This window comes from Eubacterium sp. AF15-50 (genome assembly GCF_934835595.1).
Lineage (GTDB): Bacteria > Bacillota > Clostridia > Lachnospirales > Lachnospiraceae > Eubacterium_G > Eubacterium_G segne.
Window position 1 is genome coordinate 1 of record NZ_CAKVZL010000013.1, and the last position, 16,717, is coordinate 16,717.

Consider the following 16,717-nt stretch of genomic DNA (forward strand, 5'->3'; position numbering starts at 1 on the left):
GCTGAAGGGAGAAGGAAATAAAACCTGCTTCCCATGGATCAATGCAGTCGGTGTGAAGGCATACTGGGCAATGAAGGACCGGTTTGGAAGTGTTGATTTTGAAGAAATAGAAAATAAAGACAGGTCTAAATATATAATGATTGGTGATACTAAATTTGATATAATCGGTGCTAATTTAATGAAAATTGATTCTTTAGGTGTTTCTTACGGATATGGCAACAAAAAAGAAATGCTTGAGTTAGGAGCACTTAAGGTTTTAGATTCCACGAAAGAAATAGCAGACTTTTTGCTTAATTAAATTACACAGGTATAGAGAGGAGAACAAATGGATAGTAAAAAGAGAGAAAGGGTAACCATAGGTCGTATATGGGGGCTTATTTATCCTATGTTACTGTATTTAGGTGTAACCTTTGCAGTTGAATTTATATTTATGATTGCGGTGGCAGTGCTGGGTATTTCCAGGTATGGAACTACTGATCAGGCACAATTATATGACTTTATTATGAATGCAACCATGAGTCAGGCTTTGTCAATGACATTATTGGCAGGACTTGCAACAGCACCGATACTTATATTTATTTATATTCGTGACAATAATAAGGACAGAAGAAATGGCACCTTTGTAAAATATAAGTTAAATAATATTTTGAAATATTTACTTATAATTCCTTTTGGAGTATTTAATATGTTGTGGGCTAACTATTTTGTAGCATTACTTCAGCTTGTAATGCCTAAGTTTATGTTAGAAAGCTACACAGATACCCAGCAGATAATTGAGGGAGGCGGATTTCTGATACAGTTGTTGACAGCGGGAATCGTTGCACCTATTGTAGAGGAACTTATATTCAGAGGTCTTGTATACAGAAGAACAAAGAAAATGACAGGAACCATTGCAGCGGCAATACTTTCAGCTGCATTATTCGGAGTGTTCCATGGCAACTGGGTTCAGGCTCCTTATGCATTTATTATTGGCATAGTGGCAGTGTTTGTGTATGAGAAGTTTAAATCCATTGTGGCACCAATAATGTTGCATATGTCGGCAAATATTTTGTCAGTCCTTATAATGACTTTGGCATCATCAGATACACCTACAGTAGATAGCTTAAACATTGATACATTATCATACGTTTCATCCCTTATAATTTTCATATTTATAACGGGAGTTTTAGCAGCTGTGTTTGGAGTTATTATATGGAATAAGGTAAACCCGGTGGCAATAAATGCCAAAAAAGAAAATGAGATTTAAGGAGAAGAATAATGAAGTTATTAACAGTTACTATACCATGCTATAATTCCAGTGAATATATGGAAAAAAGCATAAGAAGTGCCTTAACAGGAGGCAACAGAGTTGAGATTATCGTGGTAGATGACGGCTCAAGTGATAATACACTGGAGATTGCCAACAAATACCAGAAAAAATTTCCTGACATTATAAAGGTTGTTCATCAGGAAAACGGTGGACATGGAGAAGCAGTAAATACAGGTATTAAAAATGCCACGGGATTATATTTTAAGGTGTTAGACAGTGATGACTGCTTAGGGAAAAAAGCATTAGAGAAGGTGCTGGATTTATTAGAAGATATGGTATCAAAGGATGCAGGTCTTGATATGTTAGTATCTAATTTTATGTATGATAAGCAGGGAGCAAAGCACAAGAAAATCATGAAATACAAAAGTGCAATGCCTGTTAACAGAATGTTTGGATGGGATGAATTAAAATTCGGCATGACACAGTATCTTTTAATGCATTCAGTAATTTACCGTACAAAAATATTAAGGGAATGTGGAATGGTCCTTCCGAAGCATACATTTTATGTTGATAATATTTATGTATTCCAGCCACTGCCATATGTAAAGAATATTTATTATTTAGATGTATGTCTTTACAAATACTTTATAGGAAGAGATGATCAGTCTGTTCAGGAATCGATTATGATAAAGAGATTAGATCAGCAGTATCGTGTTACCAGATTAATGCTTGAAATTTACAATAACTCAAAAATTGACCATGAAAACATTGATAAGGCAATGGTTCATTATTTTGATATGATGATGTGTGTATCCTCTATATTATCTATCAGGGAAGGTTCAAAGCAAAGACTTGATGATAAGGAAAAATTGTGGAAGGATGTTAAGGAAAGCAACCCTGAACTTTATGAAAAGGTAAGAAAGTCAATATTAGGAAGAACAATGAACTTACCGGGAAAGGCAGGACGACAGATTTCAGTTATAGGATATAAGATTGCAAACAAGTTTGTAGGATTTAACTAAAAAATAAAGGGAAAGCACAAAAAACGTGCCTTCCCTTATTTTTTTCTTCTTTTATTAAGAAAATATAAAACCTGATGCTGATGTGGGTCTTTAACCACAGGAGCAGGAAAATCTACATTTCTAAACCACCATTTAAATACCACAAAATACAATACCGTTGCTAAAAGAATACCGCATATAACATCAATTACCGAATGCTGTTTTAAAAACATGGTAGATAAGCATATCAGTACAGATAGTATAAGGGACAGATGTTTAATTGTCTGTCGCGGTATCAGCTCCTTCATATGAGGGCTTTTAACCAGACATATATGAGTTGCTATTGTGGCAAAAACATGTATGCTTGGACATACATTGGTTGGTGTATCCTTATCATATAAAAAATGTACCAAATCAATTAATATATTGCTTCTGGACACATTATCCAGTCTAAGTTCAAGACCGTTGGGATAAAGGGTACATACCAAAAGTGCAATTGTCATTCCCGTAAATTCATATGCACAAATTCTGTAAAATTCGTTTTTGGAATGATAAAACAGAAAAACGAAAACTGCCGGAACATATAAAAACCATAACAAATACGGTATAACGAACCATTCACAAAAAGGAATCATGTCATCTAGGGGACAATGTAAAATATGTAGTCCCGGGTAATCTGCCGAAATATTCTTTTCTAACATAATAAACCAGGGCATATAGATGAACACGTACATAACCGGCCATATGTGCTTATATTTACGAAGTTCTTTCTTTACTTTAATCATAAGAAACCTTCTGTTTTTTATTTGTAATTCAGAGTATAAATCAGTGCCAACTCTCTATTTTTTTTACACAAAATAAAATTATCTGTTAAAATAAGTATGTGTGTAAAAAAGTACATACAACGGAAAGTATAACATTGTAAAAATGAAAAATAAAGAGGTATTTAGTTAAAATACAAAGTTATACACAATATATTATATGACCAAAATGGAAGGAAATGTTAAAGATGAACATAAACGGGATTATTGCAGAAGAATTAAAAGTAAAATTATGGCAGGTTGAGGCAGCAGTGAAATTAATAGATGAAGGAAATACAATTCCCTTTATTGCGAGATACAGAAAACCAGTTACGGGAGAATTAAATGACGAACAGCTAAGAGATTTAGATGAAAGATTGAAATATCTTAGAAATTTAGAGGAAAAGAAAAACACAGTTATTGCTTCCATTGAGGAACAGGGAAAAATGACTCCTGAACTTTTGAAAAAAATAGAAAAGGCTATGACAATAGTTGAAGTGGATGACATATACAGACCCTACAGACCAAAACGAAAAACAAGAGCCACGGAAGCTAAAGCTAAGGGATTAGAACCTTTGGCAATGATTTTTATGGCACAGATAAGCAGTAAAACTCCCCAGGAGGAGGCACAGGATTTTGTAAATAAAGAAAAAGGCGTGGAAACCGTTGATGATGCAATTCAGGGAGCAAAGGATATTATTGCAGAATCAGTTTCAGATAATGCAGAGTTTAGGGATGCCATTAGAAATACAGTAATGAAACATGGGGAAATAGTGTCTGTTGCTAAAAATCCGGAAGAAAAAACACCATATGAAAATTATTACGATTATGTTGAGGGAGTAAATAAAATACCAGGACATAGAATACTGGCAATTAACCGCGGAGAAAAGGAAAAGGTATTAAATGTTAAGGTTGAAATGCCTGATGAAAATATAATAAAGGCATTAAATAAGGCGGTTATAACAAAACAGTCTGATTTTACACAGGTTATAAAGGATGCAGTGGAAGATGGTTATAAGCGTCTTATAAAGCCGGCAATTGAGCGTGAAGTAAGAAACAGCCTGACGGAAAAAGCAGAAGATGGGGCAATTGATGTATTTGGTGAGAACTTAAAGCAATTGCTTATGCAGCCGCCTATTATTGGAAAAAATGTTTTAGGATGGGACCCGGCATTTAGAACCGGTTGTAAGCTGGCAGTGGTTGATACTACAGGAAAGGTATTATACACTACAGTTATTTTCCCTACAGCACCGCAAAATAAGGTGGAAGAATCAAAGAAAGCTGTTCTTGATATAATAAAAAAATATAATGTTAGTCTTATATCCCTTGGAAATGGAACAGCATCAAGGGAATCAGAGGCAATTATTGTGGATATTATTAAGGAATGCCCTACAAAGGTAGAATATGTTATTGTAAATGAGGCGGGAGCCTCCGTATATTCTGCCAGTAAACTGGCAACAGAAGAATTTCCAAATTTTGATGTAGGTCAAAGAAGTGCCACATCTATGGCAAGAAGATTGCAGGATCCTTTGGCTGAGCTGGTTAAAATTGAGCCAAAGGCTATAGGTGTAGGGCAGTATCAGCATGACATGAACCAGAAAAAGTTAGAAGAAACTCTTGGAAACGTAGTGGAGGATTGTGTCAACAGTGTTGGTGTTGATTTAAATACTGCATCAGCTCCCCTTTTGGAATATATTTCAGGAATAAACAAAACTCTGGCAAAAAATATTGTGGAATATAGAGAAGAAAACGGACAGTTTAACAGCAGAAAGGAATTGCTTAAGGTTTCAAAATTAGGCCCAAAGGCATTTGAACAGTGTGCGGGATTTATGAGAATAAGAGACGGCATAGAACCTTTAGATTACACAAGTGTTCATCCTGAAAGCTATGCTGCCGCAAAGAAGCTTCTTAAGAAATACGGATATACTACATCAGATATTATATCCGGACAGGTGAAAATCTCAAAGGATGTTAAGGATTATAATAGTGTGGCTGAAGAAATAGGAACAGATAAAATCACTCTTAAGGATATGATATTGGAAATGGAACGCCCTGCAAGGGATCCAAGAGATGAAATGCCAAAGCCGATACTAAAAAGCGATGTATTAGACTTTGATGATTTAAAGGAAGGTATGGAATTAAAGGGAACAGTGAGAAACGTTATTGATTTTGGTGCCTTTGTAGATATAGGAGTTCATCAGGACGGACTTGTTCATATATCAGAAATGAGTGATAAATATATAAAACATCCATTGGATGTAGTGTCTGTCGGTGATGTGGTAAATGTAAGGGTATTAAGTGTTGATAAAGAGAGGAAGAGAATACAATTGTCAATGAAATTTTAAAAAAATAAAAAAAGTGCTTGACAATAATTGGATAAACGTATATATTAATAAGGCAGTTTGAATTCTGTATGGGATCTTAGCTCAGCTGGGAGAGCATCTGCCTTACAAGCAGGGGGTCACAGGTTCGAGCCCTGTAGGTCCCATTCATTTTCAAAAGATGCGAATTTAATATTTGGCGAGATAGCTCAGTTGGCTAGAGCACACGGTTCATACCCGTGGTGTCGAGGGTTCGAATCCCCCTCTCGCTATTAGATGAGAAAGTACCGAATAGTCGGTACTTTTTTCTTTATAATAATTAGAAACTGTGGTATACTAACTATTCGGGTATTACCCTATGGAGGTACACATGAGAATAGGAATGGGATATGATGTCCATAAGCTGGTTGAAGATAGAAAATTAATATTAGGAGGAGTTGATATTCCATACGAAAAAGGTTTGTTAGGACATTCAGATGCAGATGTGGTAGTTCATGCCATAATGGATGCTCTGTTAGGAGCTGCAGCATTAGGGGATATAGGAAAGCATTTTCCCGATACGGATGACAGATATAAGGGAATATCAAGCATTAAACTTTTACATCACGTAGGGGAATTGTTAAGAGAGAATAATTTTAAGATTGGAAATATAGATGCAACAATAATTTGCCAGAAACCAAAGCTTGCCCCTTTTAGGGATGAAATGGTAAAAAATGTTGCCAAAGCATTAAATATCGAAGAAAGCAGAGTATGTATTAAAGCCACAACTGAGGAAGGATTGGGATTTACAGGTGAAGGTCTTGGAATATCCTCACAGGCTATAGCTTTATTAGAAGAAGGTTTAAATGAAAACGTATAATTTAAAAACTATTAAAGTTGAAGATTATAAATTACTTGATAAATATTACAGAATGAGAAGACCTCAGGCAGCAGACAGCAATCTTTTGGATTTATATCTATGGGAGAATTGTTACCCTACTAAGTATTTTACTACCGACAAAGGACTTATGTGGGTGGCGAAAAGCGAGGATGGACAGTTTTATTCAGCCATTCCCTGTTGCAGAAATGAGGATTTAAGGGAGTGTTTTTTAGAAACTCAGGAGTATTTTAATAATTGCCTGAAAAAGAAACTGACTATGTATGTGGTGGATAAAGAGGCAGTGGAGATTCTTGATTTACCTAAGGATGAATACGTGGTAGTCCCTGATAGGACATATTTTGATTATATATATGATGCTGAAAAATTAAGAACTTTCAGCGGTAAAAAATATCATGGCAAGAAAAATCATTTAAATGCTTTTAAAAGGGATTATGAGGGACGATATGAGTTTAAAATATTAACTAAAAATAACGAAAAAGAGATTCTTGATTTTATTGATAAATGGAAAATAACCAAGGAGCATTCACAGGAGCATGAATTTATTGATAGTGAAGCAAAGGGTGTAAAGTTTTTATTGGATAATGAGGAATATCTGGATTATAAGATGGCAGGTGTCTACATTGATGGCGAATTAAAGGCGTTTACCATTGGAAATTATTATAAAGAAGAGGACATGGTGTATATACCGGTGGAAAAAGCCGACCATAACATAAGAGGATTGTATCAGTATATATGTAGCGAGTTTTTAAAGGAAGTTTTCCCCATGGCAGGAAAAGTAAACCGCGAGGATGATATGGGACTTGATGGACTAAGAAAGTCAAAGGAGTCATATAATCCTATATATATGATTGAAAAATATACTATAATTCAAAAATAAGAGAGAGTTATTAATATGATTAGATTGTTGGAAAGTTTTGAGAAACTAAATATCAGACCCCTTTATGAACATTGTTTCAGTGAGGATGGAAAAGAATTTACTGATTATTATTTTTCAAAGTGTCTGCCACATAATGAAGTGGTGGTAAATGAGCAGGATGGGAAAATTGTGTCTGCACTTCACCTTATCCCTAAAAATCTGGTTGTGGGTTCCCTTAAGACCAATGTAATGTATATATACGCAGTGGGGACATTTGCAGGCTACAGGAACAAAGGTTATATGCACGAAATCTTCAATGAAGTTTTAAAGAAAATGTACGAAAACATGGATGCATTTACTTATCTTATTCCATCAGATGAAAATAATGCCGCCATATATGAGAGATTTGGCTTTAATTATGTTATGGACAAATTTGAGATAACTCCTACGGAGCATAGGAGGAAGGCAACTCATTCACTTATATTAAGAAAGGCAGATAACAGTGATTTGGTGAAATTATCAATTTTTGCCCAGTCAACAGCCTATAATAAGTATAGCGTGGTAGTGTCAAAGGATGTGGAGTATTTCAAAAGAATAAAAGAACTTATAGATGTTGAAGGCGGACATATTGACATATACGTGGAAAATAAAGTTATTGTGGGATATAGAATATGGATTGACCATGAAATATTTGAGGAAGTTTTAGATAGCAGCATACAATCTTTAAGTTGGGAAAGTGATGTAAGAAAGCCATATGTTATGGCAAGAATAATAAATATAAGAAAAACCCTAAGGATGTTTGAATTTAAAAACATAGATGAGATTGTGTTTAAAATAACAGATCCTATTTTAGATGAGAATAACGGTTATTTTGTTATGACACAAAAACATGGAAGTATAAAATTAGAAAAGAAGTCTGAAGGGGATATAGAAGGTGAGCCTGATTTTGACATAGGAATAGGCGAACTTACTGCACATATATTTGGGTATAAGTTGATTCCGGGATTGCCGGCAGTATGTAGAAAAGACAGCTTTTTTATAAATGATTACGTTTAATGGATAAGGAGTACAAAATGAAGATTTATAACACATTATCGAGAAAAAAAGAAGAATTTGTTCCTATAGAGGAAGGTAAGGTAAGAATGTATGTATGTGGACCTACAGTGTATAATCTTATACACATAGGAAACGCAAGACCTATGATTATATTTGATACTTTCAGAAGATATTTAGAGTATAAGGGATATGAGGTTAATTATGTTTCTAACTTCACCGATGTAGATGATAAAATCATTAAAAAGGCAATTGAAGAGGGAAGCACCGCTGAGGAAGTATCCCAGAGATATATAAAAGAATGTAAAAAAGATATGGCAGGAATGAATGTTAAACCTGCTACAACACATCCACTTGCCACTCAGGAAATTGATGGCATGATTGATATGATTAAAACGTTAATTGACAAGGGATACGCATATGATTCTAACGGAACTGTTTATTACAGAACAAGAAAGTTTAGTGATTACGGAAAATTATCAAAGAAGAATATAGATGATTTAGAGGCAGGACACAGAGATATTAAGGTAGCAGGAGAGGAATCAAAGGAAGATCCTTTAGACTTTGTTTTGTGGAAGCCAAAGAAAGAGGGAGAGCCGGCATGGCCATCACCTTGGAGTGAGGGAAGACCGGGATGGCATATTGAGTGTTCAGTAATGTCTAAAAAGTATTTAGGAGACGAAATAGATATCCATGCAGGTGGTGAGGATTTGATTTTCCCACATCATGAAAATGAAATTGCCCAAAGCGAGGCAGCTAACGGATGTTGCTTTTCAAAATACTGGATGCACAATGGATTTTTAAATATTGACAATAAAAAAATGTCAAAATCTCTTGGAAATTTCTTTACAGTAAGAGATATTGCAGAAAAATATGACTTGCAGGTACTTAGATTTTTCATGCTTAGCGCCCATTATAGAAGTCCCCTTAACTTTAGCGATTCATTAATGGAAGCAGCAAAGAATGGATTAGAGAGAATAGTAACTGCCGGAGAAAAAATCAGGGAAGTTATGTCTAATGGAAAAGCTGGTGCTATTTCTCAGGAAGAAGAGAAAATGTTAAATGATGCAAAGGTATTTGTAACTAAGTTTGAAGATGCAATGGATGATGATTGCAATACGGCAAACGCCATTACAGCAGTATTTGAGCTTGTAAAATTTTCTAACAGTAATTTAGATGATAATTCATCCAAAAAATTTGCCAAGTCATTATATGATGTATTAAGCAGGCTTTGTGATGTTCTTGGAATCATCCTTGAAAAGGAAGAAAAGGAAGTAGGGGATGAGGGCTACATTGAAGAAATGATTGCAAAACGTGCCCAGGCTAAAAAAGACAGAGATTTTGCATTAGCAGACAGCATACGTGATGAACTGGCAGCTAAGGGAATTATCCTTAAGGATACAAGAGAAGGAACAAAGTGGAGCAGAAACTAGGAAATATATGATGGAACCGGATTTGTTTGGAATAATTAGAAAGAAGATGGAGTTAAAGGAGATTAATGTAAATGATTATTCTCCTTTGACCCTTGCCTATATTGGAGATGGCATTTACGAAATTGTAGTAAGAACCATTATTGTAGATGAGGCTAACAGACAGGTAAACAAAATACATAAGGCATCTTCCCAACTGGTAAAGGCACAAAGTCAGGCAAAAATGATTCATTTAATAATGGATATGCTGACAGAAGAGGAAAAGTCCATATATAAAAGAGGGCGTAACGCAAAGGCTGTTACAAGAGCAAAAAATGCCTCTATGTCAGATTACAGGGTAGCAACGGGATTTGAAGCTCTTATGGGCTGGCTTTATTTAAGTGGACAGTCAGACAGAATGATGGAGCTTATGAAAACCGGTATAGAACTTTTTAAGCAGGATAATATTAAAGAAGTATAAAGAGGTTATAATGAGATACGAGGAATTTGTAATAGAGGGAAGAAATGCCGTAATTGAGGCTTTTCGCGCAGGCAAAACCATAGACAAGCTTTTTGTTTTAGAGCATTGTAAGGAAGGCTCTATGAATACGGTGCTTAGGGAGGCCAAAAAGCAGGGTACTGTTATTAACTATGTAAAAAGAGAAAGACTTGACCAGATGTCAGAAACAGGAAAACATCAGGGAGTCATTGCATATATTGCAGCTTACGAATACGGGTCAGTTGAGGATATTTTAAAAAAGGCAGAGGATAAAGGTGAGCAGCCTTTTGTTATTATTTTAGATGATATTGAAGACCCGCATAACTTAGGGGCAATTATAAGAACAGCTAATTTAGCAGGGGCTCACGGAGTTATTATTCCAAAGCACAGGGCATCAGGGCTTACGGCAACAGTAGTTAAGGCATCAGCAGGAGCCATTAATTATACACCGGTAGCAAAGGTTACAAATATTTCCAAAACCATTGAGGAACTTAAAGAAAAGGGATTGTGGTTTGTGTGTGCAGATATGGATGGCACAACAATGTACGACCTTGATTTAAAGGGACCAATAGGTCTGGTAATAGGAAACGAGGGAAAAGGTGTAAGCCGCCTTGTAAAGGAAAAATGTGATTTTATTGCAAAGGTGCCAATGTTTGGGGATATCGATTCTCTTAATGCTTCGGTAGCAGCAGGGGTTTTGGCATATGAAATAGTGAGACAGAGATTAAAATAAATAATTAAAAAAGCATCATAGAAATATGGTGCCTTTTTAATACAATTTTTGGAGGATAACATATGATTAGATTTGCAACAATAGGTACAAATTTTGTGGTTGAATGGTTTTTAAAATGTGCGGCACAGGTAGAGGGGCTGCAATATAACGGAACATATTCCAGAAACATTGAAAAAGCAGAAAAATTTGCCAAAGAGCATAATGGAAATCTTATTTTTGGTAATTTAGAAGAATTAGCAAAATCAAAGGATGTAGATGCGGTATATATTGCAAGTCCTAATTCTTTGCATTATGAACAGGCACGGCTTATGATAAAAAACAAAAAACATGTAATGATAGAAAAGACCATTACCAGCAATTTAAGAGAACTTAATGAGTTATGCCGGTTAGCTAAAGAGAACAATGTGGTTATAATGGAAGCCATGCGTTCAGTGTATTCACCGGGATTTATGGCAATAAAAGATGCAATGAAAAAGATAGAGCCTGTAAGAAGAGTGGAGTTTCAGTATTGCCAGTATTCATCCAGGTACGATAAATACAAGAACGGAATAATTGAAAATGCCTTTAATCCGTCATTTTCTAATGGAGCATTAATGGATATTGGAGTATATTGCGTCCATCCGTTAGTAAAATTATTTGGATTGCCGGATGAAATAAAGGCAACAGCTACCATGCTTCCTGACAGTATAGACGGTCAGGGGACAATAACCTGTGCATATGACGGTATGATAGCAGATATTTCCTATTCCAAGATTACCAATGGAAGACTTCCAAGCCAGATTCAGGGAGAAAAAGGAACTATATTGATAGAGGACATACCAAATCCGAGAAAAATCAAAATAATATATAATGATGGTTATGAAGAAAACATAGAGAATATTCCATGTAAGGATTTGAATTTGGAATATGAGGCAGAAGAATGGGCAGAACTTATTAATAAAGGTGAGTTTACTGACAAACATATAAAGTATTCCGTAATGTGCATTAAGGTTATGGATGAAGCAAGAAGACAGCAAAATATTGTATTCCCTGCAGATAAATAAAGGATAGAATTTATACTTTCAGCACTGGCGTCATATAATTAAGTAAATATATTTTCAGGAATAGGGTATGATAAAAAAAATATTAAAAGGCGAAAGAGGCAGCGGGTTAAAAGGAATACTGTTTATTATTGGTATTTTTGCCATAGCTTTCTTTGCCGGAGAAGGCGTGGGGCTGGTAAAAGAAAAGGTTTTACCTGCTAGTAATGTTATTGAAAATGGTGAAAACTGGGGACTGGGATTTGGAGAAAGTGGAACTCAGCCTACGGGAACGGAATCACCGGAGGTTATGAAAAAATATAATGCCTTCTATATAGGAAGCGGGGATAAAAAAGAAATATATTTAACCTTTGACTGTGGATACGAGAATGGAAACACGCCTGCTATTTTAGATGCATTAAAAAAGCATAAAGTAAAGGCAACTTTCTTTGTGGTAGGCCATTTTTTAAAGGAAAACGAAGATTTAGTTAAAAGGATGGTGAAAGAAGGGCATACTGTAGGAAATCATACATATAATCATCCAAACATTGTAGGAATGGATAAAGAAAAATTCGCAAATGAGGTAGGACAGGTGGAGGAACTATATAAAAGTATAACGGGAAAAAACATGACTAAGTATTACAGACCTCCCCAGGGAAAATACGATACGGATAATTTGAAAATGGCTCAGGAAATGGGGTACAAAACATTTTTCTGGAGTTTAGCATATGTGGACTGGAACAGGGATTCCCAGCCTACTAAAGAAGAAGCATTTGATAAATTGTTATCACGGATACATCCGGGGGCAATTGTTTTATTACATAACACATCAAAAACAAATGGGGAAATATTAGATGAATTGCTTAGCAAATGGGAAGAAATGGGGTATACTTTCGGAGTGTTAAAAAATTTGAAATAAAAAGCAGATTTTTTCGTTTACAGGATTACAGGTAAAAATATATATGCTATAATATTAAGTGGTGTGAAATAAAATTCCCCAATGTACAAATTAACCCACAATAGTGGAAAACAAGAGATAGGAGATTGTGAATATGAAAAGAATGGCGAAGAAAGCCATGGCATTGACCCTTGCAATGTGTTTGACATGTACGGCAGTGCCAACTATGGCAAATCAAAGTTTGAAAGTAACAAAAGAGAAAAAAGCAGTAAAGAGCAGCAGAAATTATGTTGAGGGTCAGGCTATTGTTATGTATGGAAACACTAAAACGTCAACAAGAAGTGCCGGCAGCAACATTGCAGATGATGATATGGAAGTTGTAGAAACATATGTTTTTAATTCAGATACATCAGTTAATGCAAAATCGGCTAACAAGGTTAGTGACAATGGATTTTCAGTGTCATTAGTTAAGTCTGATAAGTATAGTACCAAGGAATTAATTAGTATCTTAAAAAAGAAAAGTAACGTTAAATATGCTGAACCAAATTATAAAATAAAAGCATCAGACTACAATGACAGTTACTATAAGTATTTGTGGGGACTTGACAATAAGGGACAGAATAACGGTACAGAGGGCATTGATGTAAATGCAGACACACCATTATTAGATAATAAGGACAATAAGGAAAGAGTAATTGCAATAGTTGATACCGGTATTAATTACCAACATGAAGATTTAAAAGATATTGTTTGGAATAATCCTTATAACAACAGAAAATTATATGGCGAGCACGGCTATGATTTTGTTAATTATGACACAGACCCTATGGATGATAACGGTCATGGTTCACATTGTGCCGGAATTGCGGCAGGAAAATCAAATAATGGAGTTGGAATTGCCGGAATTGCTAAAAGTAACAATATAAAAGTAATGGCACTTAAAACTCTCAATGAAGAAGGCAGCGGAAGTGGAATGGATGCCATAGGAGCGTACAATTATATTTACAAGGCACAGCAGTTAGGTGTAAATGTAGTAGCTGTAAATAATTCCTGGGGTGGCTCAGCAGATGAAGAAGATGAAATTATAAAAAATCTTATTGAGCTTGTAGGAAAGAAAGGCGCTATATCTGTATGTGCAGCAGGAAATGATGGCTCTGATAATGATGAAAACTTAATGAATAATTATCCTTCATCTATAGATAGTCCATATATAATTTCCGTTGCAGCTTCTAATGAAAAGGATGAATTGGCAGGATTTTCAAATTATGGAACAGAGAGCGTTGACATAGCAGCTCCCGGTGCTGATATTTTATCAACAGTTTCATATAATTGCTTTAATCCGGGAATATATGATAACAAAGATAAATTATGTAGTACATATGTTAATTTTGATAATGAAAGCATTTTGAATGTTTTTAATGAAGAAGGAAAGATGGTAGCTACACCTGAAAATAATGAAGTGGCTTACGGAACATTAAGTGAATCTGATGGAACTATGAATGTATCAACTACAAATAGTGAGTATTTTGGAGAAAAGTCTTATAACAACAAATCACTTAAATGGGAAATAAAAGGTGCACAGAAAGATGGAATGTATTTTATGTGCCTTCCATATACAATGAAGTCATCAGATACAGGTACATCAGCCAGTGCTATGGTTAAGGTAAGTGGTCCAAAGGCAACAAATGATGACTGGTTAGGTGGTGACAATTCGGTAATTTATGCCATAGATTGTAAATTAGACAAAAACGGAAAAGTGGATATAAGTGATTTAGATACTCTTGAAGATGGAGTGTTTGCCAGTGCTTATATAGATGAAAACGGTAATTACTGGTCTCATTTTTCAGGAGAGGTATCATCAAAGAGCAAAAAAGATGAACAACATGTAATATTGTTATGTGTTAGCTCATATGAGGAAGGTGATTTTACTGTTTATGTAGACAATTGGGGCATAAGCAGGGAAAATGTATCACCGGATGAATTTGGTATGTATGATTATTACAATGGAACATCTATGGCTACTCCATATGTTACAGGTGCTGTTGCAGCAGTGGCTAATGCATATACAAATGAAAATGCACTCCAGATAAAAGCAAGAATTTTAGGAAGTGCAAGAAATAATCAAAATTTTGAAGGCAGGATATTAACAGGCGGAGTACTTGATTTATCTAAAATAGGTAATCCGACTATGACTATAGACAAGATTAAGTTTAACAGTAAAAAACAGATAGAAATATCCGGTTATTACACAGATAATGCTGAAGTATATATTAATGATAAAAAGATAAGTACAATATCAAATAATGGAAAGACAATTCTTGTTGATGGTAAATCATATCAGAATAAGTCAGTAAAGATAAAACTGGTTAAAGGTGAGCGTTCATATGAAAAAGAATACTTCTTTGCTACCGGTACCGGTTTCAACGTGGGACCATCTGTAGATGCAGAATTAAATGGCGGACAAATGATTTCTAATGGTGGAAATTTGATATATATAGATGGGGAAGGTACAGTGTCACAAGGAGTGGAATACAAAGACGAAGATACAGGTAAGGATGACTTTTACTGGCGATACGGTACGTTTGGTTTTTCATCAGATGTATTTGGAAAAGAATATGGAAATGCCGCAACTGCTTCGATTTATAATGAAACAGATTATGTATGTTCTAATGGTGTTGTTTATGGTTGTATAACTCTTGACGAAGGCTTTGCACAAAATACTATTTTGGCGTACTATGATAATGAAAAGGGTTGGAAGAAGCTTTCTAATATGCCTAAGGAAAAAGAAGGATTAAATGGAGTTATACTGGCTTCATATAATGGTGAACTTTATTTAATGGGCGGTACTGATGAAGATGATAATTTTTCAAAGACAGTTATGAAATATTCAACAGCATCTAAGAAGTGGTATTCTGCAAAGAGTTTACCGGAGGGCAGAGCATATTCAAAGGCTATCCAGGTAGGTAAAAAGATTGTTGTTACATTAGGTTCAAATGGTACAATGAATGTTCCGGCTAACCTGATATATGATGGAACAAAATGGACAAAGTCAAAAGCAACTATTGGAAAATCAATTGATACCCAGATAATTGAGGGCAAGAATAAAAAATTTGCTGTTTTAATGGGTGAAATTGGTCTTGTAAAAGGTGGAATCATATATACAAACTTACGTGTAGATTCATTAGGTGATACTTTCACATATAATATTGCAAAGGATAAGTTTATTGCTTCAAAGTATGCACTTAATGCATCAAATCTTGAATTTGATAATTTATATGCTACAACAGCAGGAGATAAATTATACGTTGTATATGGTTTTGCAATGGCTGATGACGAAGGTAAAGAATTTGGGTCTAATAAAAGCAAGCTGTCAAATAAAGATTTTTATGATGAAGATGATTATGAGGATGATGCAAAGATATTATGTATTCCGATAGATTCCGGTGCGGTTTATGTTGAAGATACATCTGAGTTTGGTGCTTATGTAGAAGGTACGGGTTATTATCTGCCGGGAGATACAGTTACCTTGAAAGCAGCAGTAATGGATAAGAAAGTTAATATAAGCCAGTTCATAGTTAATGGAAAATCTGTTAAGAAGGGCAAAACCGGTTATGTATATACTGCAAGAGCATATGACTTACCGGCAAAAATCACGGCAAGTGTAAAAGCAGAGTATACTGATATATATATAAAGCCGGGAAAAACATCTGTTAAGAAAGCAGTAAGGGCTAAAAACAATAAGAGCATAAAACTTACACTTAAAAAGGTAGGTGCAGCTTCAGGATACCAGATTAAATATTCTACATCAAAGAAATTTGAAAAGAAAGTCACACAAACTGTTAATACTAAGAAAAACATGGCTGTAATAAAGAAGCTTAGTGCTAAAAAGACATATTATATTAAGGCAAGAGCATACCGTAAAACAGGTAAATCAAAGAAATATGGCAGCTGGTCTAAGGTTAAGACAGTTAAGGTAAAGAAGAAATAAGAGGAGAAGTT

The 16,717-nt window shown here is 35.0% G+C and carries 13 protein-coding genes, 2 tRNA genes and 1 pseudogene; 15 read left to right on the forward strand and 1 reads right to left on the reverse strand.

Annotation, left to right across the window (positions count from 1 at the left end):
• The 3 genes and pseudogenes from Q5O73_RS02950 to Q5O73_RS02960 all read left to right on the forward strand — a co-directional run.
• Window positions 1-298: pseudogene (locus tag Q5O73_RS02950) on the forward strand (HAD hydrolase-like protein); the annotation flags it as partial.
• Between the two features lie 27 nt (window positions 299-325).
• Window positions 326-1,246 carry a CPBP family intramembrane glutamic endopeptidase gene (locus Q5O73_RS02955; protein WP_302669002.1) on the forward strand — a complete coding sequence of 307 codons (921 nt, stop codon included), beginning with the start codon at window positions 326-328 and terminating at the stop codon, window positions 1,244-1,246.
• Between the two features lie 11 nt (window positions 1,247-1,257).
• Complete coding sequence (locus Q5O73_RS02960) at window positions 1,258-2,271, forward strand: glycosyltransferase family 2 protein (protein WP_302669003.1); 1,014 nt, start codon at window positions 1,258-1,260, stop codon at window positions 2,269-2,271.
• A gap of 35 nt (window positions 2,272-2,306) precedes the next feature.
• Here the strand turns inward: Q5O73_RS02960 and Q5O73_RS02965 are convergent, their stop codons facing one another.
• Complete coding sequence (locus Q5O73_RS02965; protein ID WP_302624174.1) at window positions 2,307-3,035, reverse strand: phosphatase PAP2 family protein; 729 nt, start codon at window positions 3,033-3,035, stop codon at window positions 2,307-2,309.
• A 224-nt stretch (window positions 3,036-3,259) separates the two neighbouring features.
• On the opposite strand from Q5O73_RS02965, the gene Q5O73_RS02970 reads away from it, so the two are divergent.
• The 12 genes from Q5O73_RS02970 (at window position 3,260) to Q5O73_RS03025 (ending at window position 16,706) form a co-directional block, all read left to right on the forward strand.
• Window positions 3,260-5,395 carry a Tex family protein gene (locus Q5O73_RS02970; RefSeq protein WP_302669004.1) on the forward strand — a complete coding sequence of 712 codons (2,136 nt, stop codon included), beginning with the start codon at window positions 3,260-3,262 and terminating at the stop codon, window positions 5,393-5,395.
• 70 nt (window positions 5,396-5,465) lie between these two features.
• A tRNA-Val gene (locus Q5O73_RS02975) sits at window positions 5,466-5,538 on the forward strand.
• 31 nt (window positions 5,539-5,569) lie between these two features.
• Window positions 5,570-5,643: transfer RNA gene (locus Q5O73_RS02980), tRNA-Met, on the forward strand.
• 98 nt (window positions 5,644-5,741) lie between these two features.
• A complete protein-coding gene (ispF, locus tag Q5O73_RS02985; RefSeq protein WP_021953395.1) occupies window positions 5,742-6,230 on the forward strand; it encodes a 2-C-methyl-D-erythritol 2,4-cyclodiphosphate synthase in 489 nt (162 codons plus the stop codon).
• Window positions 6,217-7,128: a DUF2156 domain-containing protein gene (locus Q5O73_RS02990; RefSeq protein ID WP_021953394.1), complete on the forward strand. Its 912-nt coding sequence runs from the start codon at window positions 6,217-6,219 to the stop codon at window positions 7,126-7,128. The genes ispF and Q5O73_RS02990 overlap by 14 nt, the downstream gene beginning before the upstream one ends.
• A gap of 15 nt (window positions 7,129-7,143) precedes the next feature.
• Window positions 7,144-8,163: a GNAT family N-acetyltransferase gene (locus Q5O73_RS02995; RefSeq protein WP_302669005.1), complete on the forward strand. Its 1,020-nt coding sequence runs from the start codon at window positions 7,144-7,146 to the stop codon at window positions 8,161-8,163.
• 17 nt (window positions 8,164-8,180) lie between these two features.
• Complete coding sequence (cysS, locus tag Q5O73_RS03000) at window positions 8,181-9,593, forward strand: cysteine--tRNA ligase (protein ID WP_302669006.1); 1,413 nt, start codon at window positions 8,181-8,183, stop codon at window positions 9,591-9,593.
• Window positions 9,594-9,600: 7 nt separating this feature from the next.
• Complete coding sequence (locus tag Q5O73_RS03005) at window positions 9,601-10,050, forward strand: Mini-ribonuclease 3 (RefSeq protein ID WP_021953390.1); 450 nt, start codon at window positions 9,601-9,603, stop codon at window positions 10,048-10,050.
• Window positions 10,051-10,060: 10 nt separating this feature from the next.
• The gene (gene rlmB, locus Q5O73_RS03010) at window positions 10,061-10,801 is read left to right on the forward strand and encodes a 23S rRNA (guanosine(2251)-2'-O)-methyltransferase RlmB (protein WP_021953389.1); all 741 of its coding nucleotides are present in this window, start codon (window positions 10,061-10,063) and stop codon (window positions 10,799-10,801) included.
• 62 nt (window positions 10,802-10,863) lie between these two features.
• Complete coding sequence (locus tag Q5O73_RS03015) at window positions 10,864-11,844, forward strand: Gfo/Idh/MocA family protein (RefSeq protein ID WP_302669007.1); 981 nt, start codon at window positions 10,864-10,866, stop codon at window positions 11,842-11,844.
• A 67-nt stretch (window positions 11,845-11,911) separates the two neighbouring features.
• On the forward strand, window positions 11,912-12,739 hold the full coding sequence (locus Q5O73_RS03020) for a polysaccharide deacetylase family protein (RefSeq protein WP_302669008.1): 828 nt from the start codon (window positions 11,912-11,914) through the stop codon (window positions 12,737-12,739).
• A 133-nt stretch (window positions 12,740-12,872) separates the two neighbouring features.
• Window positions 12,873-16,706, forward strand: a complete 3,834-nt coding sequence (locus Q5O73_RS03025) for a S8 family serine peptidase (RefSeq protein WP_302669009.1) — start codon at window positions 12,873-12,875, stop codon at window positions 16,704-16,706.
• Window positions 16,707-16,717: the final 11 nt, after the last annotated feature.

Coding starts and splice junctions, on each gene's coding strand:
- Q5O73_RS02955 (WP_302669002.1), top strand. CDS start 326: ATGGATAGTAAAAAGAGAGAAAGGGTAACCATAGGTCGTATATGGGGG.
- Q5O73_RS02960 (WP_302669003.1), top strand. CDS start 1,258: ATGAAGTTATTAACAGTTACTATACCATGCTATAATTCCAGTGAATAT.
- Q5O73_RS02965 (WP_302624174.1), bottom strand. CDS start 3,035: ATGATTAAAGTAAAGAAAGAACTTCGTAAATATAAGCACATATGGCCG.
- Q5O73_RS02970 (WP_302669004.1), top strand. CDS start 3,260: ATGAACATAAACGGGATTATTGCAGAAGAATTAAAAGTAAAATTATGG.
- ispF (WP_021953395.1), top strand. CDS start 5,742: ATGAGAATAGGAATGGGATATGATGTCCATAAGCTGGTTGAAGATAGA.
- Q5O73_RS02990 (WP_021953394.1), top strand. CDS start 6,217: ATGAAAACGTATAATTTAAAAACTATTAAAGTTGAAGATTATAAATTA.
- Q5O73_RS02995 (WP_302669005.1), top strand. CDS start 7,144: ATGATTAGATTGTTGGAAAGTTTTGAGAAACTAAATATCAGACCCCTT.
- cysS (WP_302669006.1), top strand. CDS start 8,181: ATGAAGATTTATAACACATTATCGAGAAAAAAAGAAGAATTTGTTCCT.
- Q5O73_RS03005 (WP_021953390.1), top strand. CDS start 9,601: ATGATGGAACCGGATTTGTTTGGAATAATTAGAAAGAAGATGGAGTTA.
- rlmB (WP_021953389.1), top strand. CDS start 10,061: ATGAGATACGAGGAATTTGTAATAGAGGGAAGAAATGCCGTAATTGAG.
- Q5O73_RS03015 (WP_302669007.1), top strand. CDS start 10,864: ATGATTAGATTTGCAACAATAGGTACAAATTTTGTGGTTGAATGGTTT.
- Q5O73_RS03020 (WP_302669008.1), top strand. CDS start 11,912: ATGATAAAAAAAATATTAAAAGGCGAAAGAGGCAGCGGGTTAAAAGGA.
- Q5O73_RS03025 (WP_302669009.1), top strand. CDS start 12,873: ATGAAAAGAATGGCGAAGAAAGCCATGGCATTGACCCTTGCAATGTGT.